Below are 23,413 nucleotides of genomic sequence, written 5' to 3'. Positions count from 1 at the left end.
GGCTATGCCGGCCGCTTGAACATCCGTGTCGCCGTGATCTCGCTGTGCACCGCTTCTCCGGCCTGGGGCTGCTGCGGCAACCCGGGCCGGAGGTGTTCCTCCACGCTGATGTACTTCAGGCCCGCCCTGAGGTCGGCGTCGTTGCGCAGCCGGATGACCAACGGGAACTCCGCGAGGGCGGTCGTGTCGAACAGGCCCGTGGTGTACAGCAGCTGCACTCCCAGCGCGTCCGACACGGCCCGCTGGAGCTCCAGCAGGTACGTCGCGTTGGCGCGGCCGATCGGGTTGTCCAGGAACAGCGTGCCCGCGTGCCGGTGCTTGTCCCGCCCCCGGTCGTTCGACCGGAGCGCGGCCATCGTGCAGTACAGCGCGATGGCGGCGGTGAGCAGCTGACCGCCCGAGAACACGTCGCCCATCTGCCCGACCGGCACGCGCTCGGCGCGCAGTACGGCGTCGGGCTTGAGGATCTCGACGGCCACGCCCTTCGGCTGGAGCGCGGCGGCGACTCCGCGCAGCAGCAGGGACATGCCGTCGCGGCGCAGGTCGGAGTTCTTCTTCACGGCCGCGCGCGTGGCGTCGTCGATGACCTCGCCGAGCCGTTCGGTGAGCGTGGCCTGGTCGGGCTCCTCGAAGCGGATGCGCAGGAACTCCTGTCCGGACCACTCGCCGAGCCCTTCGGGCAGGCGGGAGAGCCGCTGGGCGGACCTGAGCGTGGCCAGCGCCGACTCCACGAGGCCGCGCAGCCGGTCCACGATCGAGTCCCGGTTGCGCTCCAGCTGCGCCAGTTCGTCGGTCAGGACGCGCAGCCGGGGTGCGAAGGCGTCCGCCCACCGCTGGGCGTGCTCGGGCAGGGCGGAGGCGGGCAGCTCGCGGATCTGCTGCCGGGCGGGGGTGCGGACCTGCTCGTAGCGCGTGGAATTGGCGTGCCGGACGAGGATGTCGCTCGCCTCGCGCACGGCCGACTCGGCGGCGGACAGGTCGGCGGCGCAGCCGCGCAGCGAGCGGCGGGCCTCGGCGGCGGAGTGCCGGGCCTCCTCCAGGCTGCCGGGGTACGGCTCCGGTTCCTCCTGCTGCTCCTCGGGGCTGTGCTCGCGCAGCAGGTCCCGGAGCATCGCGGCGATCTCGTCGAAGCCGCCGGCCGCGTCCTCGGCGGCCCGGTGGGCCTCCAGCAGCTCGGCGTGCGCCTCGCGGGCCTCCGCCAGCGCCTCGGTGCGGGCGGCGAGTTCGGCGGCGGCGGTGCGCAGCAGGGCCTGGGCGTGCTCGGCGTCGCGCGGGACGAGTTCCTCGGACAGCTCGGTGTGCGCCTCGCCGTCCTCGGGGGCGTGCCGCTCGGCCTCACCGCGCAGCCGGCCGAGTTGCTCGCTCGCGGTCGACATGCGGGTCTCCAGGAGCTGCACCAGCTCCTCCGCACGCGCGGCGGCGGCCTGCCGGGAGGGGCCGTCGGAGCCGTCGGGCGACTGCAGCAGCTGCTCGGCGCGGGTGCGGACCTTGTTGCTTAGCCGGTTCAGTTCGGCGTGGGCCGCGCTCTCGTCGCTCTCCGCGCGGGCCTGCTCGGCGCGCAGGTCGGCGCCGACGCCGACCTTCTCGTACACCTGGGAGGCGGCCCGGTAGGCCTCGCGGAGGGCGGGCAGGGGCGCCTTCGGGGCGTCGGTTCCACCGTCCGGTACGTCGTCGGGGGCGCCGGCGATCTCGGAGCGCTCGGCGCGCAGCGCACGCGTGGTGCGGCGGGCGTCGTCGGCGGCGCGCTGGGCGGCGCGGCGGTCCTCGTCGGCGGCGCGGGCGCGCTCCAGGCAGGCCTGGGCGCGGGCCTCGGACTCGGCGGCCTCGTCGGCGAGTTCGCGCAGGCGGACCTGCCAGCCGGCGCGCTCGCGCAGCCGGTAGGCGAGTCCGGCGAGGGCGTCGGCGGCGCGGCGGGCCTTCTGCGCGGCCTCCTGCCGCTCGTCGCGGACCTGCGCGGCCTCGGCGGCGCTCTCGTCGGCCTCAGCGCGGGCGGTGCGGGTCTCGGCGAGTTCGGCCTCGGCCTCCTCGGCGAACGCGCGCGCCTCCTGGGCGGCCTGGGCGAGTTCGGTGAGCCGTCCGGCCGGGCAGCCGGTGCGCCAGGAGGCGAGTCGCGCGGCCAGTTCGCGGTCCTTGCCGAGCCGGGAGGCCAGGGTGCGGATCTCCTCGTCGCGCTCGCCGGCCCGCGCGCGCAGTGCCTGCCGCTCCTCGTCGGCGGCGTGCTCGTCGTGCATGGCCGGGTTCGGCGGCACGAGGAAGACGTCGCCGGTGCCGGCGTCGTCCGCGGGGGTCGGGGCGAGCAGGGCAGCGGCCGTGCCGACGGCGACGGCCGAGCGCGGCAGCAGGGCGGCTTCGGCGAGCGCCTCGCGGGCGCGGGCGTGCGTGGCCGGGTCGGTGATGATCACGCCGTCGACCAGTTCGGGGCGGGCGGCGAGCACGCGCGCGTGGTCGGCGGGGTCGACGGCCTGGGCGAGGTAGCGCCAGCCGGGCAGCGCGGGGATGCCGTGCTCACCGAGGTACTCGACGGTGGCCAGCACGTCCGGGCCTGGCGGCAGCAGTCCGCCGTCGCCGAGGGCGCCGAGGATACGGGCGTCGTCGGCGGCGGCGGTGCGCAGTTCGAACAGGTGGCGTTCGGCGGTGGACACGGCGCCGTCGAGGAGTTCGCGCAACTCGTCGGCGAAGCCGTCGAGTTGTTGGGCGGAGAGCGGGCCCTCGCCGACGGGACGGGGGCTGCCGTCGGGGTCCTGGATGCCGTCGGCTGCTTCCGTCCTCGGTGCGGGCACACCCGCGCGTGCCGGTGCGGTCGCGCCCGGCAGGCTCAGCAGTTCGGCGAGCCGTTCCTCGGCCGCCAGCGTCTCGGCGAGCCTGCGCTCGGCCTCGTACGACCGCTCCGCGGCCGTCGCCGCGTCGGCCGCGCGGGCCGCGGTCAGTTCCGCGCGGGACTCGGCGGAGGCCGCCTCGCGCGCGTGCACGGTGGCCTTGCGGGCGGCCTCACGGGCGGTGTCCCAGGCGGCCACGGCGGTCTTCTCGGCGTCGCTGGCGGCGAGCGCTGCACGGGCCGGGTCGGCGTCCGGGGCGCTGTCGTCGAGCCAGCCCGCGCGGACGGCCTCGGCGGTCTCCTGCTCGACCTCGGCCAGGCGCTGGCGCAGGTGCCCGGCCTCGCTGCGGGCGCGCTGCGCCTCGGTGGCGGCGGACGTGTTGTCGCGGTAGGCGGCGTCGCTGACCTCCTGGAGGGCGGCGGAACGCTCCTCCTCCTCGTTGGCGAGGCTCTCGGCGCTCCCGGCCGCCGCGTGCAGGGCCCGTACGAGGTCCACGGCGGCCTTGGCGCGCGCGGCGAGCGCGGGGGCCGCGTCCCGCTCGGCCTCCTGGATGGCGGCGGACACGCGCGCGACGCGGTCGGCGGCGGCACGGTGGCGCAGCACGGCCTCGGCAGCCTGCCACGCGGAGTGCAGCGTGCGGGCGTCGGCCAGCTCGCGCTTCTGCGCGGCGGCGGACTTCTCGGCGGCGGCGAGCGCCAGGGAGGCGTGCCGGTAGGCGAGTTCGGCGGCGATCAGAGCGCTGCGCTCGCGGGCGCCCTCGGAGTGCGTGACGGCGTAGGCGGCAGCCGTGACCCGCTGGGCGAGGTCGGCGGCCCGCACCCGCTCCTGCACGGCCCGCGCGGTCAGCCGCCGGGCCAGCGTCCGGGTACGACGCTCGGCCCCGGCGTGGATGTCACGCGCGCGTGAACGCGCCTCGGCCGCCTCCACGATCCGTCCGAGCAGGTCCACGGAACCGGCGGTGAAGTCCCGCTCGGCGATCAGCTCGGCGCGCCGGCCCAGCTTGTTGCCGAAGCCGCTGACCAGGTCGGCGAGGCCGTCGGTGTCACGGGTGTCGGTGACCGCGCGCAGCAGCAGGTCGGTGAAGTCGGAGTCCTTCTTGACCGCGAAGAGGCCGGCCGCCTCGCCCTCGTCGGCGTTCATCTCCCGCTGGTAGCGGAAGAGTTCGGGGTCGAGGCCGAGGTCGCCGAGGTGTTCGGTCCAGCGTTCGTGGATCTCCTCCCAGTGCACCTCCAGGTGCGGGTAGGCCTTGCCCGCCTCGGTGAGGGCGTCCCGGAAGCCCTTCATGGTGCGGCGGCGGCCCTGGGCGCCGGAGGAGCCCTCCACAGGAGGCCGTACGGCGGTGGACTCGGCGACGGGCAGGTTGTCCAGGCTGAGGCCCGGCCCGGGCCGGAAGGAGTACCAGGCCTCGGCGAACTTGCGCGGGTCGTTGGACACCTGGCGTCCGCGCCACTCGCTGACCTTGCCGACGACCACGCACTCGCCGGTCTGCACGTGCTGCCACTCCAGCGCCACGTGTCCGCAGTCGTCGGCGAGCAGGAACTTGCGCAGCACGCCGGAGCTGGCGCCGCCGAGGGTGTTGCGGTGGCCCGGCAGCATCACCGAGAAGATCAGCTTGAGCAGCACGGACTTGCCGCCGCCGTTCTCCAGGAACAGCACGCCCGCGGGCGCGGGCCGGCGCGGCGGGCCGGCCGGCTCCTCCTCGAAGAACTCCGCCTGCATGGGCGCCGGGTCGGGCACGGGCGCGCCCACGCCCCGCAGGTCAAGCACGGTGTCGGCGTAGCGTGCACCGGCGGGCCCGATGGAGTAGAGGCGGACCCGGGACAGCTCGTACATGGCGGACTCTCGTCAGTCTTCTGGCAGATCGGGGAAGTTCAGGAGTGGAAGGGCAGCCCGGCGTCGGCGACCAGGTCCAGGTCGTCGAGGTCCTCGGCGGGCAGCAGGCTGGCGGTGCCGTCGGTGACGGGGACGACGCCCAGCTCCAGCAGCTCGGCCATGGCGGCGCTGCCGGCCAGGTCGCGGACCTGGAGCTGGTAGCGGGCCGTGGTGCGGTAGGTGCCGCCGTTCTCGTCACCGGTGCGCTGCAGGAAGCCCGAGTCGGTGAGGAAGGCCGCGGCCTTGGCCACGATGCCCGTGGTGGAGGCGGCCGGCCGGCGCGCGTCCTTGGTGGCGCCGGTCGCGCTGCGTCTGGCCCAGATCCGCCAGGCGGCCTCCAGGCCGGGCGCGTCGGTGGCCGGGTCGGTGTTCTCGCCCTGTTCCTCGGCGCGCTCCTCCAGGCGGCGGCAGGCCTGCCGGACGAAGGCGTCGACGCCGTTGACGGTGACCCGGCCGATGTAGGAGTCGTCGGACAGGTCCTCGGGGCGCGGGAACGCCAGCGCGGCGGCGGCGAGATGGGCGAGGCCGTGCAGGAAGCGGTCGCCGGAGTCGGCGGCGGTGCGGCGCGCGTAGTCGCCCATGCGGACGGCGAACACCGAGTCCTCGGCGGCCGTCACGGCCATCCCCGCGCGCGGGGACACCTCCAGCACGACGAGGCCCAGGCCGGCGGCGACGGCGTCCGCGAGGCGCGCGAAGGCGGGGTCCTCGCGGTAGCGGCGCAGCAGCTCCGTGTACTCCTGGTCGCGGGCGGGCTGCAGCTTGGGCTGGAGCCCGAAGGCGACGAGCCGCGCCGCGTCGGCGGCGTCGGCTGGGGTGACGGCGGCGGACGCCGACGGGGCCGGGGCCTCCGTGTCACTCCACTCGACGTGCTCAGTCACGGCTCGGGCTCCTTGTCACGCTGGTGTCTCGCTGGTCTTCACTCATGCTGCTTCCGTCCGGTCCGCGGCCATGCCCGCCGCGTCCAGCAGGGCGGTTCCCACGATCAGGTCGGCCCCGCCGAACTCGGGATCGTCCAGCTCGGTGCCGTCGTCCACGGCGAACAGCAGCTTCTGCTCGCCCTGCCGGTAGGCGGTGCCGACCGCGGGGCTGGCCGCGTGGACCGCCAACAGGGCGACCAGGTAAGCCAGATCGGGGTCGCCGGTGCGCCGGGCCTGCGCGAGCAGTCCGGACAGTCTGCGCGGCGCGTCCGCGGGCAGGTCGAGCAACTCCATGGCCGCGGCCAGCTGTTCGTCGCTGAACCGGCTGTCGTCGGGCGTGGCGATCAGGTCGGGCTCGGGCATCTCCGCGCCCAGGTGCTCACGCTCGACGGGCGGCGTCAGCAGTATGTCGACCAGGTCACCGACGCGTACGGACACGGGGGTGCGCAGTCCGGTGCCGTGGGTGAAGAAGGCGTCCGTGACCCGGATCGCCTGCTCCCGGGGCAGCGGCAGCAGCGGTGCGAGCAGGTGGCCGTACAGGTCCGTCCCGGAGGTCGCGGCCGGGGCGGCGAAGGCCTGCCGGTCCTGTTCGGCGCGGAAGAGGGGACCGGCCTCCAGCAGGCGCGACTGGAGCTGGGTGTGCCGCCGGATGCAGTCCTTGACGATGTCGACGAGTTCGGCGGCCCGGCGCTTGTGCTCGGGTTCCTCGGTCTCGTCGCGGGCCTTGCGGATGTTGGTGAGGATCGCGTTCTCGTGGCGGTAGCGGTCGGCCACGTGGTCGAGGGCCTCGGCGATCATGTCCGGTACGGCGCCCAGCCAGTCGACCGCGCGGACGTTGCGCCGGGTGGCCTCCAGAGCGCGGCGCAGGGTCTCCGAATACTGCACGGTGCGGTAGCGGGCCTGCTCGGCGGCGAGCTGGGCGTCGGCGAGCCGGCCGCGGCTGATCAGCACCTCCAGCTTGACCTCGGCGGCGATCTGGGCGCTGGTGACATCGGTGTCCAGGGCGCCGACGAGGACGTTGACCGCTTCGTCCGTCGTGCGGAGGTAGACCGTGCCGCCGGGGCCGGGGACCTCCTCGATCAGCTTGAAGTCGTAGTCACGGCGGACGTAGCTGCCGTCCGGCGCGAAGGTGCCGTACACCGCGCGGAAGCCGCGGTCCACGCTGCCGACGTTGATCAGGTTCTCCAGGACCCAGCGGGCCACGCGCTCGTGCTCCTCGGCGGGCCGCTGCGGGGCCTGTGCGCAGATGCGCGGGGCGAGCCGGGCCACGATCTGCTCGTGGTCGGCGCCCGTGTCGAAGTCCATGTTCAGGGTGACGAGGTCGATGGCGGCGAGGGCCACCTCGGCCATTCCGTACACCGAGTACTCGCCGGCCAGGTTGGCCTTGCGTGCATCGAGGTCGTGCAGCGGCGCGGTGCAGGCGAGCGCGCGCAGCCGCCGCGCCAGCCCCTCGTCGGCGGCCGGCCCCGGCGCGGGGCGCGGCCCCGCGCTGAGCTGGGGCGGAACACGGTCCGTCGATGCAGGCGAAGTCACGGTGCACAGACTAGGTCCTCGGTCTGACAACGACCCAAACGGTCGCAGAAGCGACGCCCGTCACAGCAGCACCACACGGGCCGCGACAGCGGCGCCCCACGGGCCGTCACGGCGGCGCCGCACGGTCAGAGGCCGCCCTGGACGTCCTCGCCGACCCGCCGCCGGTACACCTCGACGATCCGCTCCAGGGAGTCCACCAGGTACCGCTCCAGCAGCCCCTCCGCCCCCGACCGGTCCCCGTCCCGAAGGGCCTGCAGAATGTCGCGGTTGCGGGCGAGATAGGGCTCGTGCAGGCGGCGCGGGTCGTCGACGACGTGGAAGGCGAGGCGCAACTCGGCGAAGACGCTGCGCATCAGCTCGTCGGTGCGTTCGCTGCCGGCGAGGGCGACCAGTTCCCGGTGGAAGTGGATGTTGGCCGTCCCCATCGCTTTCCAGTCATTCTCCTCAACGGCCCGCAGCCCCTCGGCGACGGCCTCGGCGAGCCCGTCCAGCGCGTACGGCGGCTCGCCCAGGCCGCGCACGACGGCGCACTCCACGAGGGTCCGGGTGCGGTAGATGTCCTCGACGTCCTCCACGGTCAGGACGCGGACGAAGACGCCGCGGTTGAGTTCGTGGACGAGCAGGCGCTCGTGCGTGAGCAGCCGGAACGCCTCGCGCAGGGTGTTGCGGGAGACCCCGAGTGCGCCGCCGATGGCGTCCTCCGACAGTCGCGTGCCCGGCGGGAAATAGCCGTCGGCGATCCGGCTTCTGAGGATGTCGGAGACCCGTTCGGCGGTGCTGGTGCGCCCCAGGAGCGCGCGGTCGTCGGCCAATCCCGTCAGCTGCTCTGCCATGCCCGGAATTCAATCGCAGACACGGGGACGAAACAACGCGGCTATTGAAGGATCGTTGAACGATCCTCTACGGTACTCCGCATCGATTCTCCGCACGACACGGCTTCCGCACGGCACGGCTCTTCCCAGCACCCTCCATCCCTTTCTGCGAGGTGCCCATGAGCACAACCCCTCCACCGCGGACCCTGACCCCTGACGCCCTCCCCGGCGAGGGCGAACCCGCCGCCCCTGACGGCGCGTTCGGCTGGCTGCACGCCCTCGGTCCGCGCGGCCGGCGCGCGTTCGCCGGAGCTTTCGGCGGATATGCCCTGGATTCCTACGACTACTTCACGCTGCCGCTGAGCATGGTGGCGCTCGCGGCGTACTTCGGCCTGGACAGCGGCCAGACCGGCCTGTTCACGACCGTCACCCTGGTGGTCTCCGCGATCGGCGGCGCCGCGGCGGGTGTGGTCGCGGACCGGGTGGGCCGGGTCCGGGCACTGATGATCACGGTGACCGCCTACGCCGTCTTCACCGTGGCCTGCGGCTTCGCGCCCACCTACGAGACCCTGCTGGTCTTCCGCGCCCTTCAGGGCCTCGGTTTCGGCGGCGAGTGGGCGGTCGGCGCGATCCTGGTCGCCGAGTACGCGAGCGCGCGCCACCGGGGCCGTACCCTCGGCGCGATCCAGAGTTCCTGGGCGGTCGGCTGGGCACTGGCGGCGGTCGTCTACACGCTGGTCTTCTCGTTCGTGGGCGAGGACTGGGCCTGGCGCGTGATGTTCTGGACCGGCGCCCTGCCCGCGCTGCTCGTGGTGTGGCTGCGCCGCCGGGTGCACGACGCGCCCAAGGCCGTCGCGGCCCGCGAACAGAGCCCGCGGCACGGCTCGTTCACGGCGATCTTCCGGCCGGGCTCCGGCGACGACCCGGGCCTGCTGCGTACGACGCTCTGCGCGGTGCTGCTGTCCACGGGCGTGCAGGGCGGCTACTACACGCTGGCGACCTGGGTGCCGACGTACCTGAAGACCGAGCGCGGCCTGTCGGTCGTCGGCACCGGCGGGTACCTCACATTCCTGATCTCCGGCGCCTTCCTCGGCTATCTGACCGGCGGACACCTCACCGACCGGCTCGGCCGGCGCCGCAACATCTGGCTCTTCGCGCTGCTGTCCGCGCTCTGCGTCCTGGCGTACGCGCACATCCCGCACGGCGCGAACACCGTGCTGCTGGTGCTGGGCTTCCCGCTCGGCTTCTGCATGTCGGCGATCTTCAGCGGCTTCGGCGCGTACCTCAGCGAGCTGTACCCGACGGCGGTGCGCGGCACCGGCCAGGGCTTCACGTACAACGCGGGCCGCGCGGTGGGCGCGGTCTTCCCCACCCTGGTGGGCTTCATGGCCGACAGCTGGGGCGTGGGCGGCGCGCTCGTCTTCGGCGCGGTCGGCTACGGCCTCGCGGCGCTGGCGCTGCTCGGGCTGCCCGAAACGCGCGGGAAGGAGCTGGCATGAGCCGCACGGAGGACCAACCCCTGACCGTCGTCGACGAGCACGCGCGCGCGTGGAGCCCGAAAGCCGCGCGGGAGCGCTTCCGGGAGGGCCTCGCGGGCCCCACGGCGGGTGTCGCGGCAGGACATACGCAGACCAATCTCATCTCGGTGCCGGCCGACTGGGCGTACGACATGCTGCTGTTCTGCCAGCGCAACCCGAAGCCCTGTCCCGTGCTCGACGTCACGGACGCCGGCTCCTGGAGCACCGTCCTCGCCGAGGGCGCGGACCTGCGCACCGACCTGCCGCGCTACCGGGTGTGGGAGCACGGCGAGTTGGTCGACGAGCCCACGGACGTGCGGGAGTACTGGCGAGACGACCTGGTGTCGTTCCTGCTCGGGTGCAGCTTCACCTTCGAGTGGGCGCTGGCCGGGGCAGGCGTGCCGATCCGGCACGTGGAGCAGGGCCGGAACGTGCCCATGTACACGACCAGCCGCCAGTGCCGTCCGGCGGGACGGCTGCACGGCCCCCTGGTGGTGTCCATGCGCCCGGTGCCGCCCCAGCACCTGTCCGCCGCGATCCGGGAGAGCAGCCTGCTGCCGGCGGTGCACGGCAGCCCCGTGCACTGCGGCGACCCGGCGGGGCTGGGCATCGGCGACCTCGCCCGCCCCGACTTCGGCGACCCGGTGGACGCCGAGCCGGACGACATCCCGGTGTTCTGGGCCTGCGGGGTGACCCCGCAGGCGGCGGTGATGGCCTCCCGGCCGCCGTTCGCCCTCACCCATGCACCGGGCCAGATGTTCCTGACCGACGCCCGCGACGAGCAGTACCGCGTGGCCTGAACCGGAAGCACGAAGGAATCCATGACCCCCATCGATCTGAATGCCGACCTCGGCGAGGGCTTCGGCCGCTGGCGGCTCACCGACGACGAACAGCTGCTGTCCGTCGTCACCAGCGCGAATGTGGCCTGCGGTTTCCACGCCGGGGACGCGGCCACCATGCGCCGGGTGTGCGAGCTGGCCGCCGCGCGCGGGGTGACGATCGGCGCGCAGGTCTCCTACCGGGACCTGGCGGGGTTCGGGCGGCGCGCGATGGACGTGCCGCCCGCCGAACTGGCGGCCGAGGTGGCCTATCAGATCGGCGCCCTGGAGGTCTTCGCGCGGGCCGCGGGCGCGCGCGTCGGGTACGTCAAGCCGCACGGCGCGCTCTACAACCGGGTCGTGCACGACGAGGAGCAGGCCGCCGCGGTCGTGGACGGTGTGCTCCTGGCGGACGCGTCGCTGCCGGTCCTGGGGCTGCCCGGGTCGCGGCTGCTGGAGCTGGCCGCGAAGGCGGGCCTGCCGGCCGTCCCGGAGGCGTTCGCGGACCGCGCGTACACCGACGAGGGCACCCTGGTGCCGCGCGGCCGGGAGGACGCCGTGGTGACCGACCCGGACGCGGTCGTGGAGCGCTCGGTCCGTCTCGCGCGCTCCGGCGAGGTGACCGCGCACTCCGGCGCGCGCGTCCGGGTGCGCGCCCGCTCGCTGTGCCTGCACGGCGACACGCCCGGCGCGGTGGAACTGGCCCGCCGGGTGCGCGAGCGGCTGGCGGCGGCCGGCGTGACGGTGGAGGCGTTCGCGTGAGGGCGCTGCCCGTCGGCGAGGACGCGCTGCTCCTGGAGGGCGCGTCCGGCGAGGAGGCGCGCGCCCTGCATGCGGAGCTGCTGCGGCGCCGCGCGGAGGGCACGCTGACCGTCCGCGAGATCGTCCCGGCCGCCCGCACCGTCCTGCTCGACGGCCTGGACGACCCGGTCCGTTGGGCAACCGAACTGACCTCCTTCGAAGTGCCGCCGATTCCGGCACGCGCGCGTGAGCTGGTCGAGCTGCCCGTGCGCTACGACGGCCCCGACCTCGCGCAGGTCGCCGCGCACTGGGGGGTGCCCGAGCACGAGGTGGCCCGCATCCACGCGGGCACCGACTTCACGGTGGCCTTCTGCGGGTTCGCGCCCGGCTTCGGCTACCTCACCGGGCTCCCCGCCGGCTACGACGTGCCGCGCCGGGCCACCCCGCGCACGGCCGTCCCCGCCGGTGCCGTGGCGCTGGCCGGCCCGTACACGGGCGTGTACCCGCGCTCGTCACCGGGCGGCTGGCAGCTGATCGGTACGACGGACGCCGTGCTGTGGGACCACGCGCGCGTACCGGCCGCGCTGCTCTCGCCGGGCACGCGCGTGCGCTTCGTCCCCGTGGAGGGCTCATGACCGCCGTACCGGTGGAGGCGTCATGACCGACCGTGCGCTCGTCGTCGTGCGGTCCGGGGCGCTGACCACCGTGCAGGACCGCGGACGGCCCGGGTACGCGCACCTGGGCGTGCCCCGCTCGGGCGTGCTCGACCCACCCGCGGCAGCGCTCGTCAACCGGCTCGTCGGCAATCCGCCCGACGCGGCCGTCCTGGAGACCACGCTGAACGGCTGTGCGGTGCGCCCCCGGTCCGCGCTGACGGTGGCGGTCGGCGGCGCGCCCTGCCCGGTCACGGTGGGCGGACGCCCGGCGTCCTGGGGCACCCCGGTCGTCGTCCCCGCCGGTGAACTGCTGGAGGTGGGCGCCGCCGTGGCCGGTGTGCGCAGCTATGTGGCCGTCGCGGGCGGCGTCGCCGTGGAGCCGGTCCTCGGCAGCCGTGCCACGGACCTGCTGTCCGGGCTCGGCCCGGCGCCGCTCACGCAGGGCACGGTGCTGCCGCTCGGCGCCCCGGCGGGCCCTCCCGCGCGCGTGGACGGCGCCCCTCAGCCGTGCCCACCTGCCGAACTCGTGCTCCGGGTGACGCCGGGCCCGCGCGACGACTGGTTCACGGCGCGGGCGGTGCGCGATCTCACCACACGCGCGTACCGGGTGTCGTCGGCGAGCAACCGCATCGGCCTGCGCACCGAGGGACCCGCCCTGGAGCGAGCCCGGCCGGGTGAGCTGCCCAGCGAGGGGATGGTGCGCGGGGCGGTCCAGGTCCCGCCGGACGGCCGCCCGGTGGTCTTCCTTGCCGACCATCCGACCACCGGGGGCTACCCGGTGATCGCGGTGGTCCGCGCCGCCGACCTCCCCGCCGCGGCCCAGGCGGTCCCGGGCACCCCGGTGCGGTTCGTGGCCGTACGCCGCCGCTGATCCGCCCGGCCCGGCCTCAGGCGCCCTCCGGCCGTTCCGCCGGCGCGAGGGCGGCCAGTGCCGCGGACACCGCGGCTGCGGTGCCCAGGTCGAGGCGGGTGCTCGTGCCCCGGGCCCGGTGCCGCAGCTCGTCGGCTGCCAGGCGCAGCAGTTGCGGCAGCAGGTCGGTGCAGCGCCGGGCCACCCAGGCGGTGCCGGCGGTGGCCAGCCACCGCAGGCTCGCCGTCCGGGTCGGTGCGGCGAACTCCGGTTCGGGCGAGGGCGGGGCCCCCGTCGCGCGGCCCGCCTCGGCGAGCAGTTCGTGGAAGCGGACGGCGAGCTGCCGGTGTCCGCGTTCGCCCGGGTGCAGCCGGTCCGCGCTCCACAGGGCCCGGTCGGTGATCCAGCAGCCCTCGGCGGCGTGCAGATGGACGGCCCCGTAGCGGTCGGACAGCGCGTGCACGACCGTGTTGACCGCGCGCTGCCGGCGGGCCAGCGGGCGGGCCAGGGAGCCCGGGAGGCCGAGCATCGCCCCGGGATCGGGCAGGCAGGCGGTGAGCAGGGTGGCGCCCCGGCCGGTGAAGGACGCGTAGACCCGGTCGAGGCGGGCGGCCACCGCGCGGATGTCGAAGGTGCGGCGCAGGGTGTCGTTGACGCCGATGACCACGGACACCAGGTCGGGGCCGAGTTCGAGACCTGCCGGAGTCTGCTTCTCCAGCACGTCCCGGGTCTGCGCCCCGCTGACCGCGAGGTTGGTGAACTCCACGTCCGCGGCGAGCGAGGGCGCGAGCAGCGCGGCCCAGCCCCGCCACGCCTCACCGGCGCGGTCGCCCACGCCCTCGGTCAGCGAGTCCCCGAGGGCGACGAAGCGGACGGGTCTCATGCCACGCCCTCCGGCACGGTGGCCACACCCTCCGGCACGGCGGGGCGGGAGGCAGTCACGGCACCGGCGGGACGGGACATGGCCGTCGCCGTGTCGGCGCGCCACAGCACCTCCGCGTCGTGCGCCGCGAGGAACGCCTCCACGGCCGTTCCCCACCCGAAACACTCGGCACGCGCGCGTGCCGTCTCGCGCCGCTCGGACTCGCCGCGCTCCAGAAGGAGTTCGACAGCGTCCGCGAACGCCTCTCCGTTGTCCGCCGCCGTCGCACCGGCCGACCCGATCACCTCGGGCAGCGCGGACGACGCGCTCGCCACGACGGGCGTCCCGCACGCCATGGCCTCCAGGGCCGCGAGCCCGAAGGTCTCGGCGGGCCCGGGTGCCAGGCAGACGTCGGCGGACGCCTGGAGCGCGCCGAGGGCGGCGCGGTCGGCGACGTGCCCCAGGAACGTCACCGGCAGCCCGCGCTCCCGCGCGCGCTGCTCCAGCCGGGCCCGCAGCGGCCCGTCACCGGCGACCACCAGCACCGCCCGGCGCCCGCGCCGCCGCAGCGCCTCCAGGGCGTCCAGGGCGGTGCCGGGCCGCTTCTCCACCGACAGCCGGGTGCAGGTCACCAGCAGCGCCTCGTCCGCGCGCGCGTGGAGCGCACGCAGCCCGGGGTCGCGCAGCGCGGGGTGGCGCTCCATCAGGTCGACGCCCAGGGGGGCGCGTACGACGTTGCGCGCGCCGATCCGTACGAACTCGCGCTCGGCGAACTCCGTGGTGCACACGATGCGCGAGTAGACGTACGCGGTGCGGGTGTTGAGGGCATCGGCGGCCCGCCGGGACATGTGCTCGGAGAGCCCCCAGGTACGCAGCACGCCGTCGGCGGTTTCGTGGGAGACCATCACGGCGGGCACGCGTGCCCGCCGGGCCCAGCGGCCGGTCCAGCGCAGGGTCGTCCGGTCGGAGACCTCCAGACGGTCCGGGGCCAGCTCCTCCAGGAGCCTGGCCACGCGCCGCTTGTCGGTCAGCACACGGTAGCCGCCGGTGCCCGGCAGCACCGGGCCGGGCAGGGTGACGACCCGGCCCTGCTCGGTGTCGTGGTCGGTGTACCGCTCACCCGGCACGATCAGCACCGGGTCGTGGCCCGCCGCGCGGAAGCCCTTGCCGAGTTCGCGCAGGGCGGTGCGCAGGCCGCCGGAGGCGGGAGCGACGAAGTTGGCGAGCCGGACGATGCGCAGGGACTCGCCGGTCATGCCGCCACCGCCGTCTTCCGTACCGCGAGCACGTCCTCGTAGTGCGCGATCAGTTGGTCGCCGACGGCGGCCCAGGTGCGGCCCTCGACCGTCGCACGCGCGGCGGCGCCGTACTCGGCCCGCAGTTGCGGATCACCGGCCAGGACGGCGACGGCCTCTTGTACGGCGCGGGCGTCGCGCGGCGGGACGAGCAGCCCGGTGCGGCCGTGGTCGACGAGGTCGAGCGGGCCGCCGGCCGCGGGCGCGACCACGGGGAGGCCGCTGGCCATGGCCTCCTGGACGGTCTGGCAGAAGGTCTCGAAGGGCCCGGTGTGCACGAACAGGTCCAGCGAGGCGAAGATCCGGGCCAGGTCGCCGCCGGTGCGGCGGCCCAGGAAGACGGCGCCGGGCAGGGCCTCGGTGAGGTGCGCCTGGCTGGGACCGTCGCCGACCACCACGACCTTCACGCCGTCCAGGCCGCAGACGCCGGCGAGCAGTTCGACGTGCTTCTCAGGGGCGAGCCGGCCGACGTAGCCGACGATCAGCTCGCCGTTCGGGGCGAGTTCGCGGCGCCGCGCCTCGTCGCGGTGTTCTGGCCGGAAACGAACGGTGTCCACGCCGCGCGGCCACAGCCGTACCCGGGGTACGCCGTGTGCCTCCAGGTCGTGCTGGGCGGCGCTGGACGGGGCCAGGGTGCGGTCGGCGGCGGAGTGCACGGAGCGGATCCGCCGCCAGGCAGCCGCCTCGCCCGCGCCCATGTAGGTGCGGGCGTAGCCGGCCAGGTCGGTCTGGTAGACGGCGACGGTGGGGATGCCGAGCCGGGCCGCGGCGGCCATGCCGCGGACACCGAGGACGAAGGGACTGGCCAGGTGGACCATGTCGGCGCGGTGCTCGGTGAGCGCCGCGGCGAGGCGCCGGCTGGGGAGGGCGACGCGGACCTGGGGGTAGCCGGGGAGGGGGAGGGAGGGGACACGGACGACAGGGCACGGCGCCTCCAGGGCGTCGGCCTTGGTGCCGGGCGCGGTGGCCGGCGCGACGACGAGCGGGTGGTGGCCGCGATCCACGAGGTGCCGGGCGGTCTGGAGCGCGCAGTGGGCCACGCCGTTCACATCGGGGGGAAAGGATTCGGTCACTATGACGACACGCATACGGGTGTTGTCGCCGCGCTGGACGTGGCCGCATCAACGTGGATCTTTCCGGCCGAGGAACGTCCCGTGAGCGTTGATGTGCACACCCATGCAGGTCAGACGGTGTCCATGCCCACCTGACCTGCGGGTCACCACGTGTTCACACAGCGGGCGGAAGTCCGCCCGGGCCCGTATCCGTACATCGTGTCAACCGGTCCGTCAGTCGCTGTCCCAGCCGGTGTGTCGACCGGCTGTCAGCCCGTGGGGGCGTCCGGTCCGAAGCGGCTGCGCACCGCGGTCTGTACCTCGTCCTCCTCCGCCGGGTCGGCGGCGAGGCGGCGGAGTCGTTCGACGACCCGGGTGTCACCGGTCTCGGCGTGCCGGGCGGCGAGTTCGCGGGTGGTCTCCTCGCAGTCCCACAGGCATTCGACGGCGAAGCCGGCGGCGAAGGAGGGGTCGGTGGCGGCCAGGGCGCGGGCGGCGCGGCCGCGCAGGTGGGAGGAGGCCGTCTCGCGGTAGATGTGGCGCAGGACGGGGGCGGCGCAGGCGATGCCGAGGCGTCCGGTGCCGTCGACGAGGGTCCACAGCGTCGGGGCATCGGGGCCCTCACCGCGCACCGCCTCGCGCAGGGCACCGAGGACGAGGTCCTTGTCCTGGGCTCCGCCGCGGCAGGCGAGCATGCGTCCGGCGGCGGCGCCGAGGGCGTCGGGGCGCTGGGCCCAGCCGCGCGCGCGGTCGACGGCGGCGAAGCTGCGCATCCGTTCGAAGGCGTCGACGGCGGCCTCCACCACGACGGTCGTGCCGTCGGTCACGGCGGCCTCGATCAGGCCGAGGGCGTCCGGGTCGTTGCTGTCGGCGAGGTAGCGCAGCGCGGTGCAGCGGGCGCCGTCCGTGCCGCTCCTGGCGGCCTGCAGGATCTCGGGCCGGTCGTCCGGACCGGCCACGGCGGTCAGACAGCGGGCGGCGGGCACATGGAGGGCGGCGCCGCGCTCCATGCCCTGCTGGGCCCACTCGAAGACGGCGCGCACGCTCCAGCCGGGGCGGGGTCCGGTGGGCCGCATCTGGCGCTGCCAGCGGTCGAAACAGCCGGTTTCATGGGCTGCACGCACGCGCGCGGCGATCCATTCGCGGGGGTCCTCGGCCCACAGCCGCCAGGGCCGGGGCTCGAAGGCGTCGCGGACGGCGGCGGCCAGCTCGGCCTCGCCCTCGGGGTCGGCGGAGAAGCGGGCGAGGACGGGCGCGGCGAGGGCGCGCAGGCTGGCGTCGTCGTCCCTAAGGGCCAGCTCGTCCAGGGCCCACGCCCAGTTGGAGCCGTGGGCGGCGTACCGGCGCAGCAGCTCCAGCGCGTCCCGCCTGCCGTAGGAGGCGAGGTGGCCGAGGACGGCCAGCGCGAGGCCGGTGCGGGACTCGCAGGTGTCGAGGACGTCCTCGGGGTCGAAGAGGTGCGCCTCGATGGCGTCCAGCTCGCCGTTCAGGTCGAGGTAGAGGCGGGCGTAGTAGAGGGAGCGGTTCTCCACCTGCCAGTCGTGGCGGGGGTCGCGCAGCACACAGTGGTTCAGGGCCGCGAGCGCTTCCGCGCGCGGGGCGGTGAGCGCGTGCAGCGTGCCGTCGCCGCGGCCCCGCTGGAGCAGGCCGAGCAGCGTACCGCTGGGCGCTATGACCGGATCGAACATGGGAAACAGCCTCACATCAAGCGTCGACGCAACCGGGGAACACGCACTACCTGGCCGCGTGACACAACGTCGGAGCGCCCGCCGTCTCTTGCTTGCTGTAGACCATTTCTCTCTGCCTCTCGTCGGTGGCCCATGCGGACCGCATCACGGTCCGCGCGGTGCGGCAACACCTGCCCAGCCATCGCGTCCGTGAATCACGTCGTCATGATGACCCGCGGTCTGTGCTGCCGCGACCGTATTTCCGGCGGCCTATTACCGCCTCCCCCGTTTTGTGTGTCGTGCCTGGTCAATACCTGATCAGGACGTTCGGCTCAGTGTGCGCCGAACAGTTCCAGCAATTCCGTCTTGCCGAACATGCGCGCCGTGTCGACGGCCGAGGGGGTTCCCGCGGCCGGGTCGGCGCCGCCCTCCAGGAGGGCCTTGATCACTTCCGTCTCACCCTTGAAGACGGCTCCCGCGAGCGGGGTCTGGCCCCGGTCGTTGATCCGGTCCACGTCCGCGCCACGGTCGAGCAGCGCGCGCACCGCGTCGGCATGCCCGTGGTAGGCGGCGAGCATCACCAGGGAGTCTCCACGGTCGTTGGTGAGGTTGGCCGGAACACCCGCGTCGACGTACGCCACGAGCGCCTCGGTCTGCCCCTGCCGGGCCAGATCGAAGATCTTGGACGCCAGCTCCACGACCTCGGGGTCGGGGGCTTCACTCATGACCGGACCGCCTCTCCTTGCTCACTTCAAGAACTCCGGGGACTGAGGGAGCGTACGGCAGCGAGCGGAACACGGCCGTACGAGTGAATCGTCAGCGTACTGGCTCGCAGGGCACATGACCCGATCTGCCCGAGGTAAAGATCAGCAACACACCCCACCGAAGGCGACAGACCTGCTCAACCGGGCCGGGACCGCTCGCCGGAACCGCTCAGCCGAACGAGGGAAATCTGCCCAATTTCACCCAGTTGCACCTTTTATCCTATAGATACATCCTGTGATCCTGGAAGTACTCATGGTGACTGTCCCCCCTCGACACCAGGAGGCCTCAAATGATCCTCTCCATGTCCGGCGTCGTCCTGCTCGGCATCATCGTCTTCCTCTTCTTCCGGAAGGACGGGCTGAAGGGCTCACACGCCGCGGTCTCGGCCCTGTTCGGCTTCTACCTCGCGAGCACGGCCATCGCCCCGAGCATCAAGGCCGGTGGCGAGAGCCTGGCGAGCCTCCTGGGCGGCATCAAGTTCTGATCCGCCCCGTCCCGCCCGTACGCACCACCAGGAGACAGCAGTGGCCCGGCGCCCTCTCCCCCGCATTCTGAGCAATGGCAGCGCGGAGTACGCCCGCTCGCAGATCGCCCGGAGCCGGGAGCTGGCCCGGACCGCGGCCGACAGCGCCACCGACGTCCTCCACCCGCTGATCACCGTCTCGCGCGGGCTGCGCCGGCTGGCCGCGGCCGGGCTGCGCAAGTGGGCGGACACGCCCAAGGACAAGCGGGGGCCGCTGCTGTTCCTCACGGCCTCCGTGATCCTGGTCGTGGCACTGATGCCCTACGGCCCCCTGCTCGCCGCCATCACCCTGATGGCGGCGGCGGCCTGGCAGGGCCGTGACCGCACCCCGCCGGAACCCAAAGGGCCCGACGAGTCGCAGATCGAGCGGCTCCAGTCCCTGTACGAGGCCCTGATGCCGTACTTCTCCGACCCGGAGGACCCGGCACCGCTGTACGGGCACGGCGGGGAGTGGGAAAAGGCCTTCGTCACGCACGAGTTCGACGGCGCGGGCCGCCTCGCCCACCTCGTGATCCGCTACCCCGCGTACTTCCCGGACGGCGAACCCGAGGCACGCGCACGGATCGAGCACCTGCTCACCGCGAAGGCCGGGCGGGGCCGCGAGTACCACTTCGCCTGGGACGAGGAGGGCAACCGGCTCGACGTCACCGTCCTCGCACCGCTGCCCACCGACACCTCCGCCCAGCGCTTCGTCACCGCGCCCGGCGAGACGGTCCTGGGCCTCACCGATCCCACCGAGGTCCAGCGCACCCTCCCCCTCTCCTACGGAGAGGAACAGCGCGATGTGCCGCCGGTCGTCTGGCGCACCGGCATCCGCTCCACCGAGCCGCACCTGCTGGCCATGGGCCACCCCGGCAGCGGCACCTCGACGCTGCTGCGCTCGATCGCCCTCCAGGCGCTCCAGTACGGCGACGTCCTGATCCTCGACGGCGGCGGCACCGGCGAGTACGCCTGCCTGACCGGCCGGGACGGCGTCCTGGCCGTGGAGTGCGCCCTCGCGGGGGCGCTGGCGAGCCTGGAGTGGGCTGCGAACGAGACCGAGCGCCGGCTCATCGCGATCAACCGGGCCCGGCAGGCGGGCGACCCGCCGCCCGAGGACTGCAGGCGGCCGTTGTGGATCCTCCTGGACCGCCCGACCGTCTTCGCCCACCTCTCCGAGGCCGAAGCCCGCAAGGACCCCCAGACGCTGCTCCAGGTGCCCCTGCGGCACGGCCGGGCGGCGAACGTGACCGTCGTGGTGGCCGAACAGTTCGACAGCGCCGAGCTGCTCAGCGAGGCGGTACGGCAGCACACGCGCGCGCGGGTCGTCCTCGGAGCCGCCGCACCACAGCTGGTCGAGGCGGTGCTGGGGGCGGCGCCGCACAGCACGCCACCGGCTCAGGTGCCACCGGGCCGCGGGTACGCCCGGCTGGGGTCCGGCCCGGTGCACCGCCTTCAGGTGCCGTCCACGCCCGACCCGTACGACGACGCCACGAGCGAGGCGGACCGTCAGGCGGTACTGGCGCTGCTGCCGGCACGGACCACTCCCGTGGAAGCGGCCGTGGAGGTGGCTGAGCCGTTGGAAACGGTCGAGAAGACACCGTTCTACGGTGCGATCGCGACCGACGGGGCTGCAGCTTCCTAGACAACCCGTCGGCTCATGCCACGAACGTGCGGGGTGCCTCCGTTCCCGCCGTCGCGCCCGTCTCCACCAGCTTCGCCGCCGCCGCCAGGCGCACCGCCGCCTCCTCCGCCACCGCTCCCCCGACGGTGAACGGGAGGCGTACGTAGCCCTCGAAGGCGCCGTCGACGCCGAACCGGGGTCCGGAGGGGACGCGGACGCCCACGCGTTCGCCCGCCTCCGCGAGGCGGGAGCCGGACAGGCCGCCCGCGCGGACCCACAGGGTCAGACCGCCGCCCGGGACCTCGAACTCCCAGGTGGGCAGTTCCCGGCGGATCGCGGCCACCAGGGCGTCCCGGTTCTCGCGGGCCTGCGCGCGGCGCAGCTCCACCGCCTCCTCCCAGCCCCCGGTGCTGAACAGCCAGTTCACGGCGAGCTGTTCGAGGACGGGCGTGCCCAGGTCGGCGTACGCGCGGGCGGCGACCAGGCTGCGGATCACGTCCGGGGCCGCGCGCACCCAGCCGATGCGCATGCCCGCCCAGAAGGCCTTGCTGGCCGAGCCCACGGTGATCACGGTCGAGCCGGCCGGGTCGAAGCTGCAGACCGGGCGGGGCATCGCGTCGCCGCCGAAGTCCTCGTCGAGCCACAGCTCACTCATGGTCTCGTCCGCGACGAGGACGGTGCCGGCCGCGCGGGCCGCGTCCACCAGCCGGCGCCGCTGGTCGTCGTCGGCGAGCGCGCCGGTGGGGTTGTGGAAGTCGGCCACCACGTAGGCGATGCGCGGCGCGGCCTCGCGCAGGACCTGGCGCCAGCGGTCCAGGTCCCAGCCGCTCAGGCCCTCGGCCATGGCGACGGGGACGAGGCGGGCGCCCGCCTCGCGCATGAGCTGGAGGATGTTGGCGTAGGACGGGGACTCCACGGCGACGCGTTCGCCGCGGCCGGCGAAGAGGTGGCAGATGGCGTCGATCGCGCCCATCGCACCGGTCGTCACCATGATCTGCTCGGGCATGGTCGAAATACCCCGCGCGGTGTAGCGCTCGGCGATCATCGCGCGCAGCGCGGGCAGCCCCGCCGGGAAGTCGCCGTGCGTGTGGGCGTACGGCGGCAGCTCCTCCAGGGCGCCCTGCACCGCGCGGGTCAGCCACGGTTCGGGGGCCGGCAGGGCCGCGCAGCCCAGGTCGATGATCGAGCCGAGGGCCTCGGGGGGCAGCGGTTCCAGGCCGCGCGCGGGCAGCGGGTTGCCCGCCGGTACGGCGGTCCAGCTGCCGGCCCCGCGCCGGGACTCCAGGAAACCCTCGGTGCGCAGTGCCTCGTAGGCGGCGGCCACGGTGGTGCGGCTGACGGAGAGGGCGAGGGCCAGCTCGCGTTCGGCGGGCAGCCGGGCGGCCACCGGGACGCGCCCTTCGAGCACGAGCAGCCGGATGCCGTCGGCTAGGGCGCGGTAGGCGGGCGGGCGGCGTGTGCCGGGGCCGGCCGGGCGGTCCTGCTGGGAGTTGAGCAGCCGGGCGAGTTGCGCGGCACCCACCGCCGAAGTCCAGTGCGCCATGGCAATCAGTCCACCTTCCCCGAATTGGCCATGGATGGCGTTCCATCCCAAGCCACAGAGTGTCATGCATCAGGCCACTGTCACCACTCAGGGGGGTCATTCATGCCCATACCAGGCCGTCTCGGACGACGGCTGATCCAGCTGTACGCCGGACTCGCGCTCTACGGGGCCAGTTCGGCGCTCCTCGTCCAGGCGGACCTGGGCCTCGAACCCTGGAACGTGCTGCACCAGGGGCTGGCGGAACTCACCGGGCTGACCATCGGAGTGGTGTCGATCATCGTGGGGGCGGCGGTGCTGCTCCTGTGGATACCGCTGCGCCAGCGCCCCGGGCTCGGCACGGTCTCCAACGTCTTCGTCGTCGGGCTCGCCATGGACGGCACCCTCGCCCTCCTCCCGGACGTGCACTCGCTCGTCGTCCGGGTACCGCTGCTGCTGGCCGGGGTCGTGCTGAACGGTGTGGCGACCGGCCTGTACATCACGGCGAGCTTCGGGCCGGGGCCTCGCGACGGTCTGATGACCGGTCTGCACCGGCGCACCGGCCGCTCGATCCGGCTGATGCGGACGGTGATCGAGGTGACCGCGGTGGCCACCGGATTCGCCCTCGGCGGCACCATCGGCATCGGCACCCTGCTGTACGCGGTGGCCATCGGACCACTGGCCCAGCTGTTCCTGCGGATGTTCGCCGCTCCGGCGGCATCGGACGGCAGCGCGATCGTTGCCGAGCCGATACCAGGAAGAGCGATACTGCGTCGGTGAGCACACCGATACGTACCCGCCACCCCTACCTCGACCACCCCGGGCCCATCCCCTTCGCCCATCGCGGCGGGGCCGCCGACGGGCTGGAGAACACCGCCGCGCAGTTCCGGCGGGCGGTCGAGCTGGGCTACCGGTACATCGAGACCGATGTGCACGCCACGGCGGACGGCAGGCTCGTCGCCTTCCACGACTCGACCCTGGACCGGGTCACCGACGGGGCGGGCCGCATCGCGGACCTGCCCTGGGCGGACGTGCGGCAGGCACGCGTGGGCGGCCGGGAACCCGTCCCGCTCTTCGAGGAGCTGCTGGAGACCTTCCCCGAGGTCCGCTGGAACGTCGACATCAAGGCGGAGCCCGCCCTGCGGCCGCTGCTGGACCTGATCGAGCGCACGGACGCGTGGGACCGCGTGTGCGTGGGCTCCTTCTCCGAGGCCCGGGTGCTGCGCGCGCAGCGGCTGGCCGGGCCGCGGCTCGCCACCTCGTTCGGCACGCGCGGGGTGCTCAGCCTGCGGCTGCGCTCCTGGGGGCTGCCGGCCTCGGTGCGCCGCTCCGCGGTCGCCGCGCAGGTGCCGGAGGCCCAGTCGGGCGTCCCGGTGGTCGACCACCGCTTCGTCCGTGCCGCCCACGCGCTCGGGCTGCAGGTGCACGTGTGGACGATCAACGAGCCGGAGCGGATGCACCGGCTCCTGGATCTCGGAGTCGATGGCATCATGACCGATCACATCGACACGTTGCGCAAGGTCATGGAGGACCGCGGCGTCTGGGCCTGACCGCCCGGAGAGCCGGAACCGCACCTTCGCACGGCACGACAGCGC

19 protein-coding genes are annotated in these 23,413 nt (G+C 74.2%); 9 read left to right on the top strand and 10 right to left on the bottom strand.

Translation table 11 applies throughout. The features are described from left to right. Positions 1-2: 2 nt before the first annotated feature. The 4 genes from ACWD3E_RS22645 to ACWD3E_RS22630 form a co-directional block, all read right to left on the bottom strand. On the bottom strand, positions 3-4,649 hold the full coding sequence (locus tag ACWD3E_RS22645) for a hypothetical protein (RefSeq protein WP_451389331.1): 4,647 nt from the start codon (positions 4,647-4,649) through the stop codon (positions 3-5). 38 nt (positions 4,650-4,687) lie between these two features. Further along, positions 4,688-5,566 carry a hypothetical protein gene (locus tag ACWD3E_RS22640; protein ID WP_451389330.1) on the bottom strand — a complete coding sequence of 293 codons (879 nt, stop codon included), beginning with the start codon at positions 5,564-5,566 and terminating at the stop codon, positions 4,688-4,690. Positions 5,567-5,608: 42 nt separating this feature from the next. Beyond that, positions 5,609-7,138, bottom strand: a complete 1,530-nt coding sequence (locus tag ACWD3E_RS22635) for a hypothetical protein (protein WP_451389329.1) — start codon at positions 7,136-7,138, stop codon at positions 5,609-5,611. A gap of 125 nt (positions 7,139-7,263) precedes the next feature. Beyond that, positions 7,264-7,971: a GntR family transcriptional regulator gene (locus ACWD3E_RS22630; protein ID WP_451389328.1), complete on the bottom strand. Its 708-nt coding sequence runs from the start codon at positions 7,969-7,971 to the stop codon at positions 7,264-7,266. A 158-nt stretch (positions 7,972-8,129) separates the two neighbouring features. Here ACWD3E_RS22630 and ACWD3E_RS22625 point away from each other — a divergent pair, with 158 nt between their 5' ends. Genes ACWD3E_RS22625 through ACWD3E_RS22605 form a run of 5 tightly spaced genes read left to right on the top strand, consistent with a single transcriptional unit; the run spans position 8,130 to position 12,553 of the window. Next, on the top strand, positions 8,130-9,449 hold the full coding sequence (locus ACWD3E_RS22625; protein WP_451389327.1) for an MFS transporter: 1,320 nt from the start codon (positions 8,130-8,132) through the stop codon (positions 9,447-9,449). Next, complete coding sequence (locus tag ACWD3E_RS22620; protein WP_451389326.1) at positions 9,446-10,267, top strand: putative hydro-lyase; 822 nt, start codon at positions 9,446-9,448, stop codon at positions 10,265-10,267. Before ACWD3E_RS22625 ends, ACWD3E_RS22620 begins: the two co-directional genes overlap by 4 nt. A 21-nt stretch (positions 10,268-10,288) precedes the next feature. Further along, the gene (locus tag ACWD3E_RS22615; RefSeq protein WP_451389325.1) at positions 10,289-11,047 is read left to right on the top strand and encodes a LamB/YcsF family protein; all 759 of its coding nucleotides are present in this window, start codon (positions 10,289-10,291) and stop codon (positions 11,045-11,047) included. Beyond that, complete coding sequence (locus ACWD3E_RS22610; protein ID WP_451389324.1) at positions 11,044-11,661, top strand: 5-oxoprolinase subunit B family protein; 618 nt, start codon at positions 11,044-11,046, stop codon at positions 11,659-11,661. Before ACWD3E_RS22615 ends, ACWD3E_RS22610 begins: the two co-directional genes overlap by 4 nt. A gap of 22 nt (positions 11,662-11,683) precedes the next feature. Beyond that, on the top strand, positions 11,684-12,553 hold the full coding sequence (locus ACWD3E_RS22605; protein WP_451389323.1) for a 5-oxoprolinase subunit C family protein: 870 nt from the start codon (positions 11,684-11,686) through the stop codon (positions 12,551-12,553). Between the two features lie 16 nt (positions 12,554-12,569). Here ACWD3E_RS22605 and ACWD3E_RS22600 read toward each other — a convergent pair whose 3' ends face one another. From ACWD3E_RS22600 to ACWD3E_RS22580, 5 genes are all read right to left on the bottom strand, one after another. Beyond that, positions 12,570-13,415, bottom strand: coding sequence for an SGNH/GDSL hydrolase family protein (locus tag ACWD3E_RS22600; protein WP_451389322.1), 846 nt, complete (start codon positions 13,413-13,415; stop codon positions 12,570-12,572). Next, entirely contained in the window at positions 13,412-14,650 is a 1,239-nt protein-coding gene (locus tag ACWD3E_RS22595; RefSeq protein WP_451389321.1) for a glycosyltransferase, read from the bottom strand. Before ACWD3E_RS22595 ends, ACWD3E_RS22600 begins: the two co-directional genes overlap by 4 nt. Beyond that, on the bottom strand, positions 14,647-15,777 hold the full coding sequence (locus ACWD3E_RS22590) for a glycosyltransferase family 4 protein (RefSeq protein WP_451389320.1): 1,131 nt from the start codon (positions 15,775-15,777) through the stop codon (positions 14,647-14,649). Before ACWD3E_RS22590 ends, ACWD3E_RS22595 begins: the two co-directional genes overlap by 4 nt. Before the next feature lie 233 nt (positions 15,778-16,010). Further along, positions 16,011-17,429, bottom strand: a complete 1,419-nt coding sequence (locus ACWD3E_RS22585) for a HEAT repeat domain-containing protein (protein ID WP_451389319.1) — start codon at positions 17,427-17,429, stop codon at positions 16,011-16,013. A gap of 311 nt (positions 17,430-17,740) precedes the next feature. Beyond that, positions 17,741-18,133 carry an ankyrin repeat domain-containing protein gene (locus ACWD3E_RS22580; RefSeq protein WP_451389318.1) on the bottom strand — a complete coding sequence of 131 codons (393 nt, stop codon included), beginning with the start codon at positions 18,131-18,133 and terminating at the stop codon, positions 17,741-17,743. Positions 18,134-18,462: 329 nt separating this feature from the next. Between ACWD3E_RS22580 and ACWD3E_RS22575 the strand changes: the two genes are divergently transcribed. Continuing rightward, positions 18,463-18,657, top strand: a complete 195-nt coding sequence (locus ACWD3E_RS22575; protein WP_039656925.1) for a hypothetical protein — start codon at positions 18,463-18,465, stop codon at positions 18,655-18,657. Positions 18,658-18,697: 40 nt separating this feature from the next. Beyond that, positions 18,698-20,320 (top strand): hypothetical protein, encoded by a 1,623-nt coding sequence (locus ACWD3E_RS22570; RefSeq protein WP_451389317.1) that lies wholly within the window; start codon positions 18,698-18,700, stop codon positions 20,318-20,320. A gap of 13 nt (positions 20,321-20,333) precedes the next feature. Here ACWD3E_RS22570 and ACWD3E_RS22565 read toward each other — a convergent pair whose 3' ends face one another. After that, positions 20,334-21,842 (bottom strand): SCO1417 family MocR-like transcription factor, encoded by a 1,509-nt coding sequence (locus tag ACWD3E_RS22565; RefSeq protein ID WP_451389316.1) that lies wholly within the window; start codon positions 21,840-21,842, stop codon positions 20,334-20,336. 102 nt (positions 21,843-21,944) lie between these two features. On the opposite strand from ACWD3E_RS22565, the gene yczE reads away from it, so the two are divergent. Both yczE and ACWD3E_RS22555 read left to right on the top strand, forming a co-directional pair. Then, entirely contained in the window at positions 21,945-22,598 is a 654-nt protein-coding gene (gene yczE, locus ACWD3E_RS22560) for a membrane protein YczE (protein ID WP_451389315.1), read from the top strand. Then, positions 22,595-23,368 (top strand): glycerophosphodiester phosphodiesterase, encoded by a 774-nt coding sequence (locus ACWD3E_RS22555; RefSeq protein ID WP_451389314.1) that lies wholly within the window; start codon positions 22,595-22,597, stop codon positions 23,366-23,368. Before yczE ends, ACWD3E_RS22555 begins: the two co-directional genes overlap by 4 nt. The last annotated feature ends 45 nt before the right edge of the window (positions 23,369-23,413 follow it).

The sequence above is a fragment of the Streptomyces sp. NPDC002676 genome (assembly GCF_053592455.1).
This window is presented reverse-complemented; position numbering and strand designations above follow the sequence as displayed.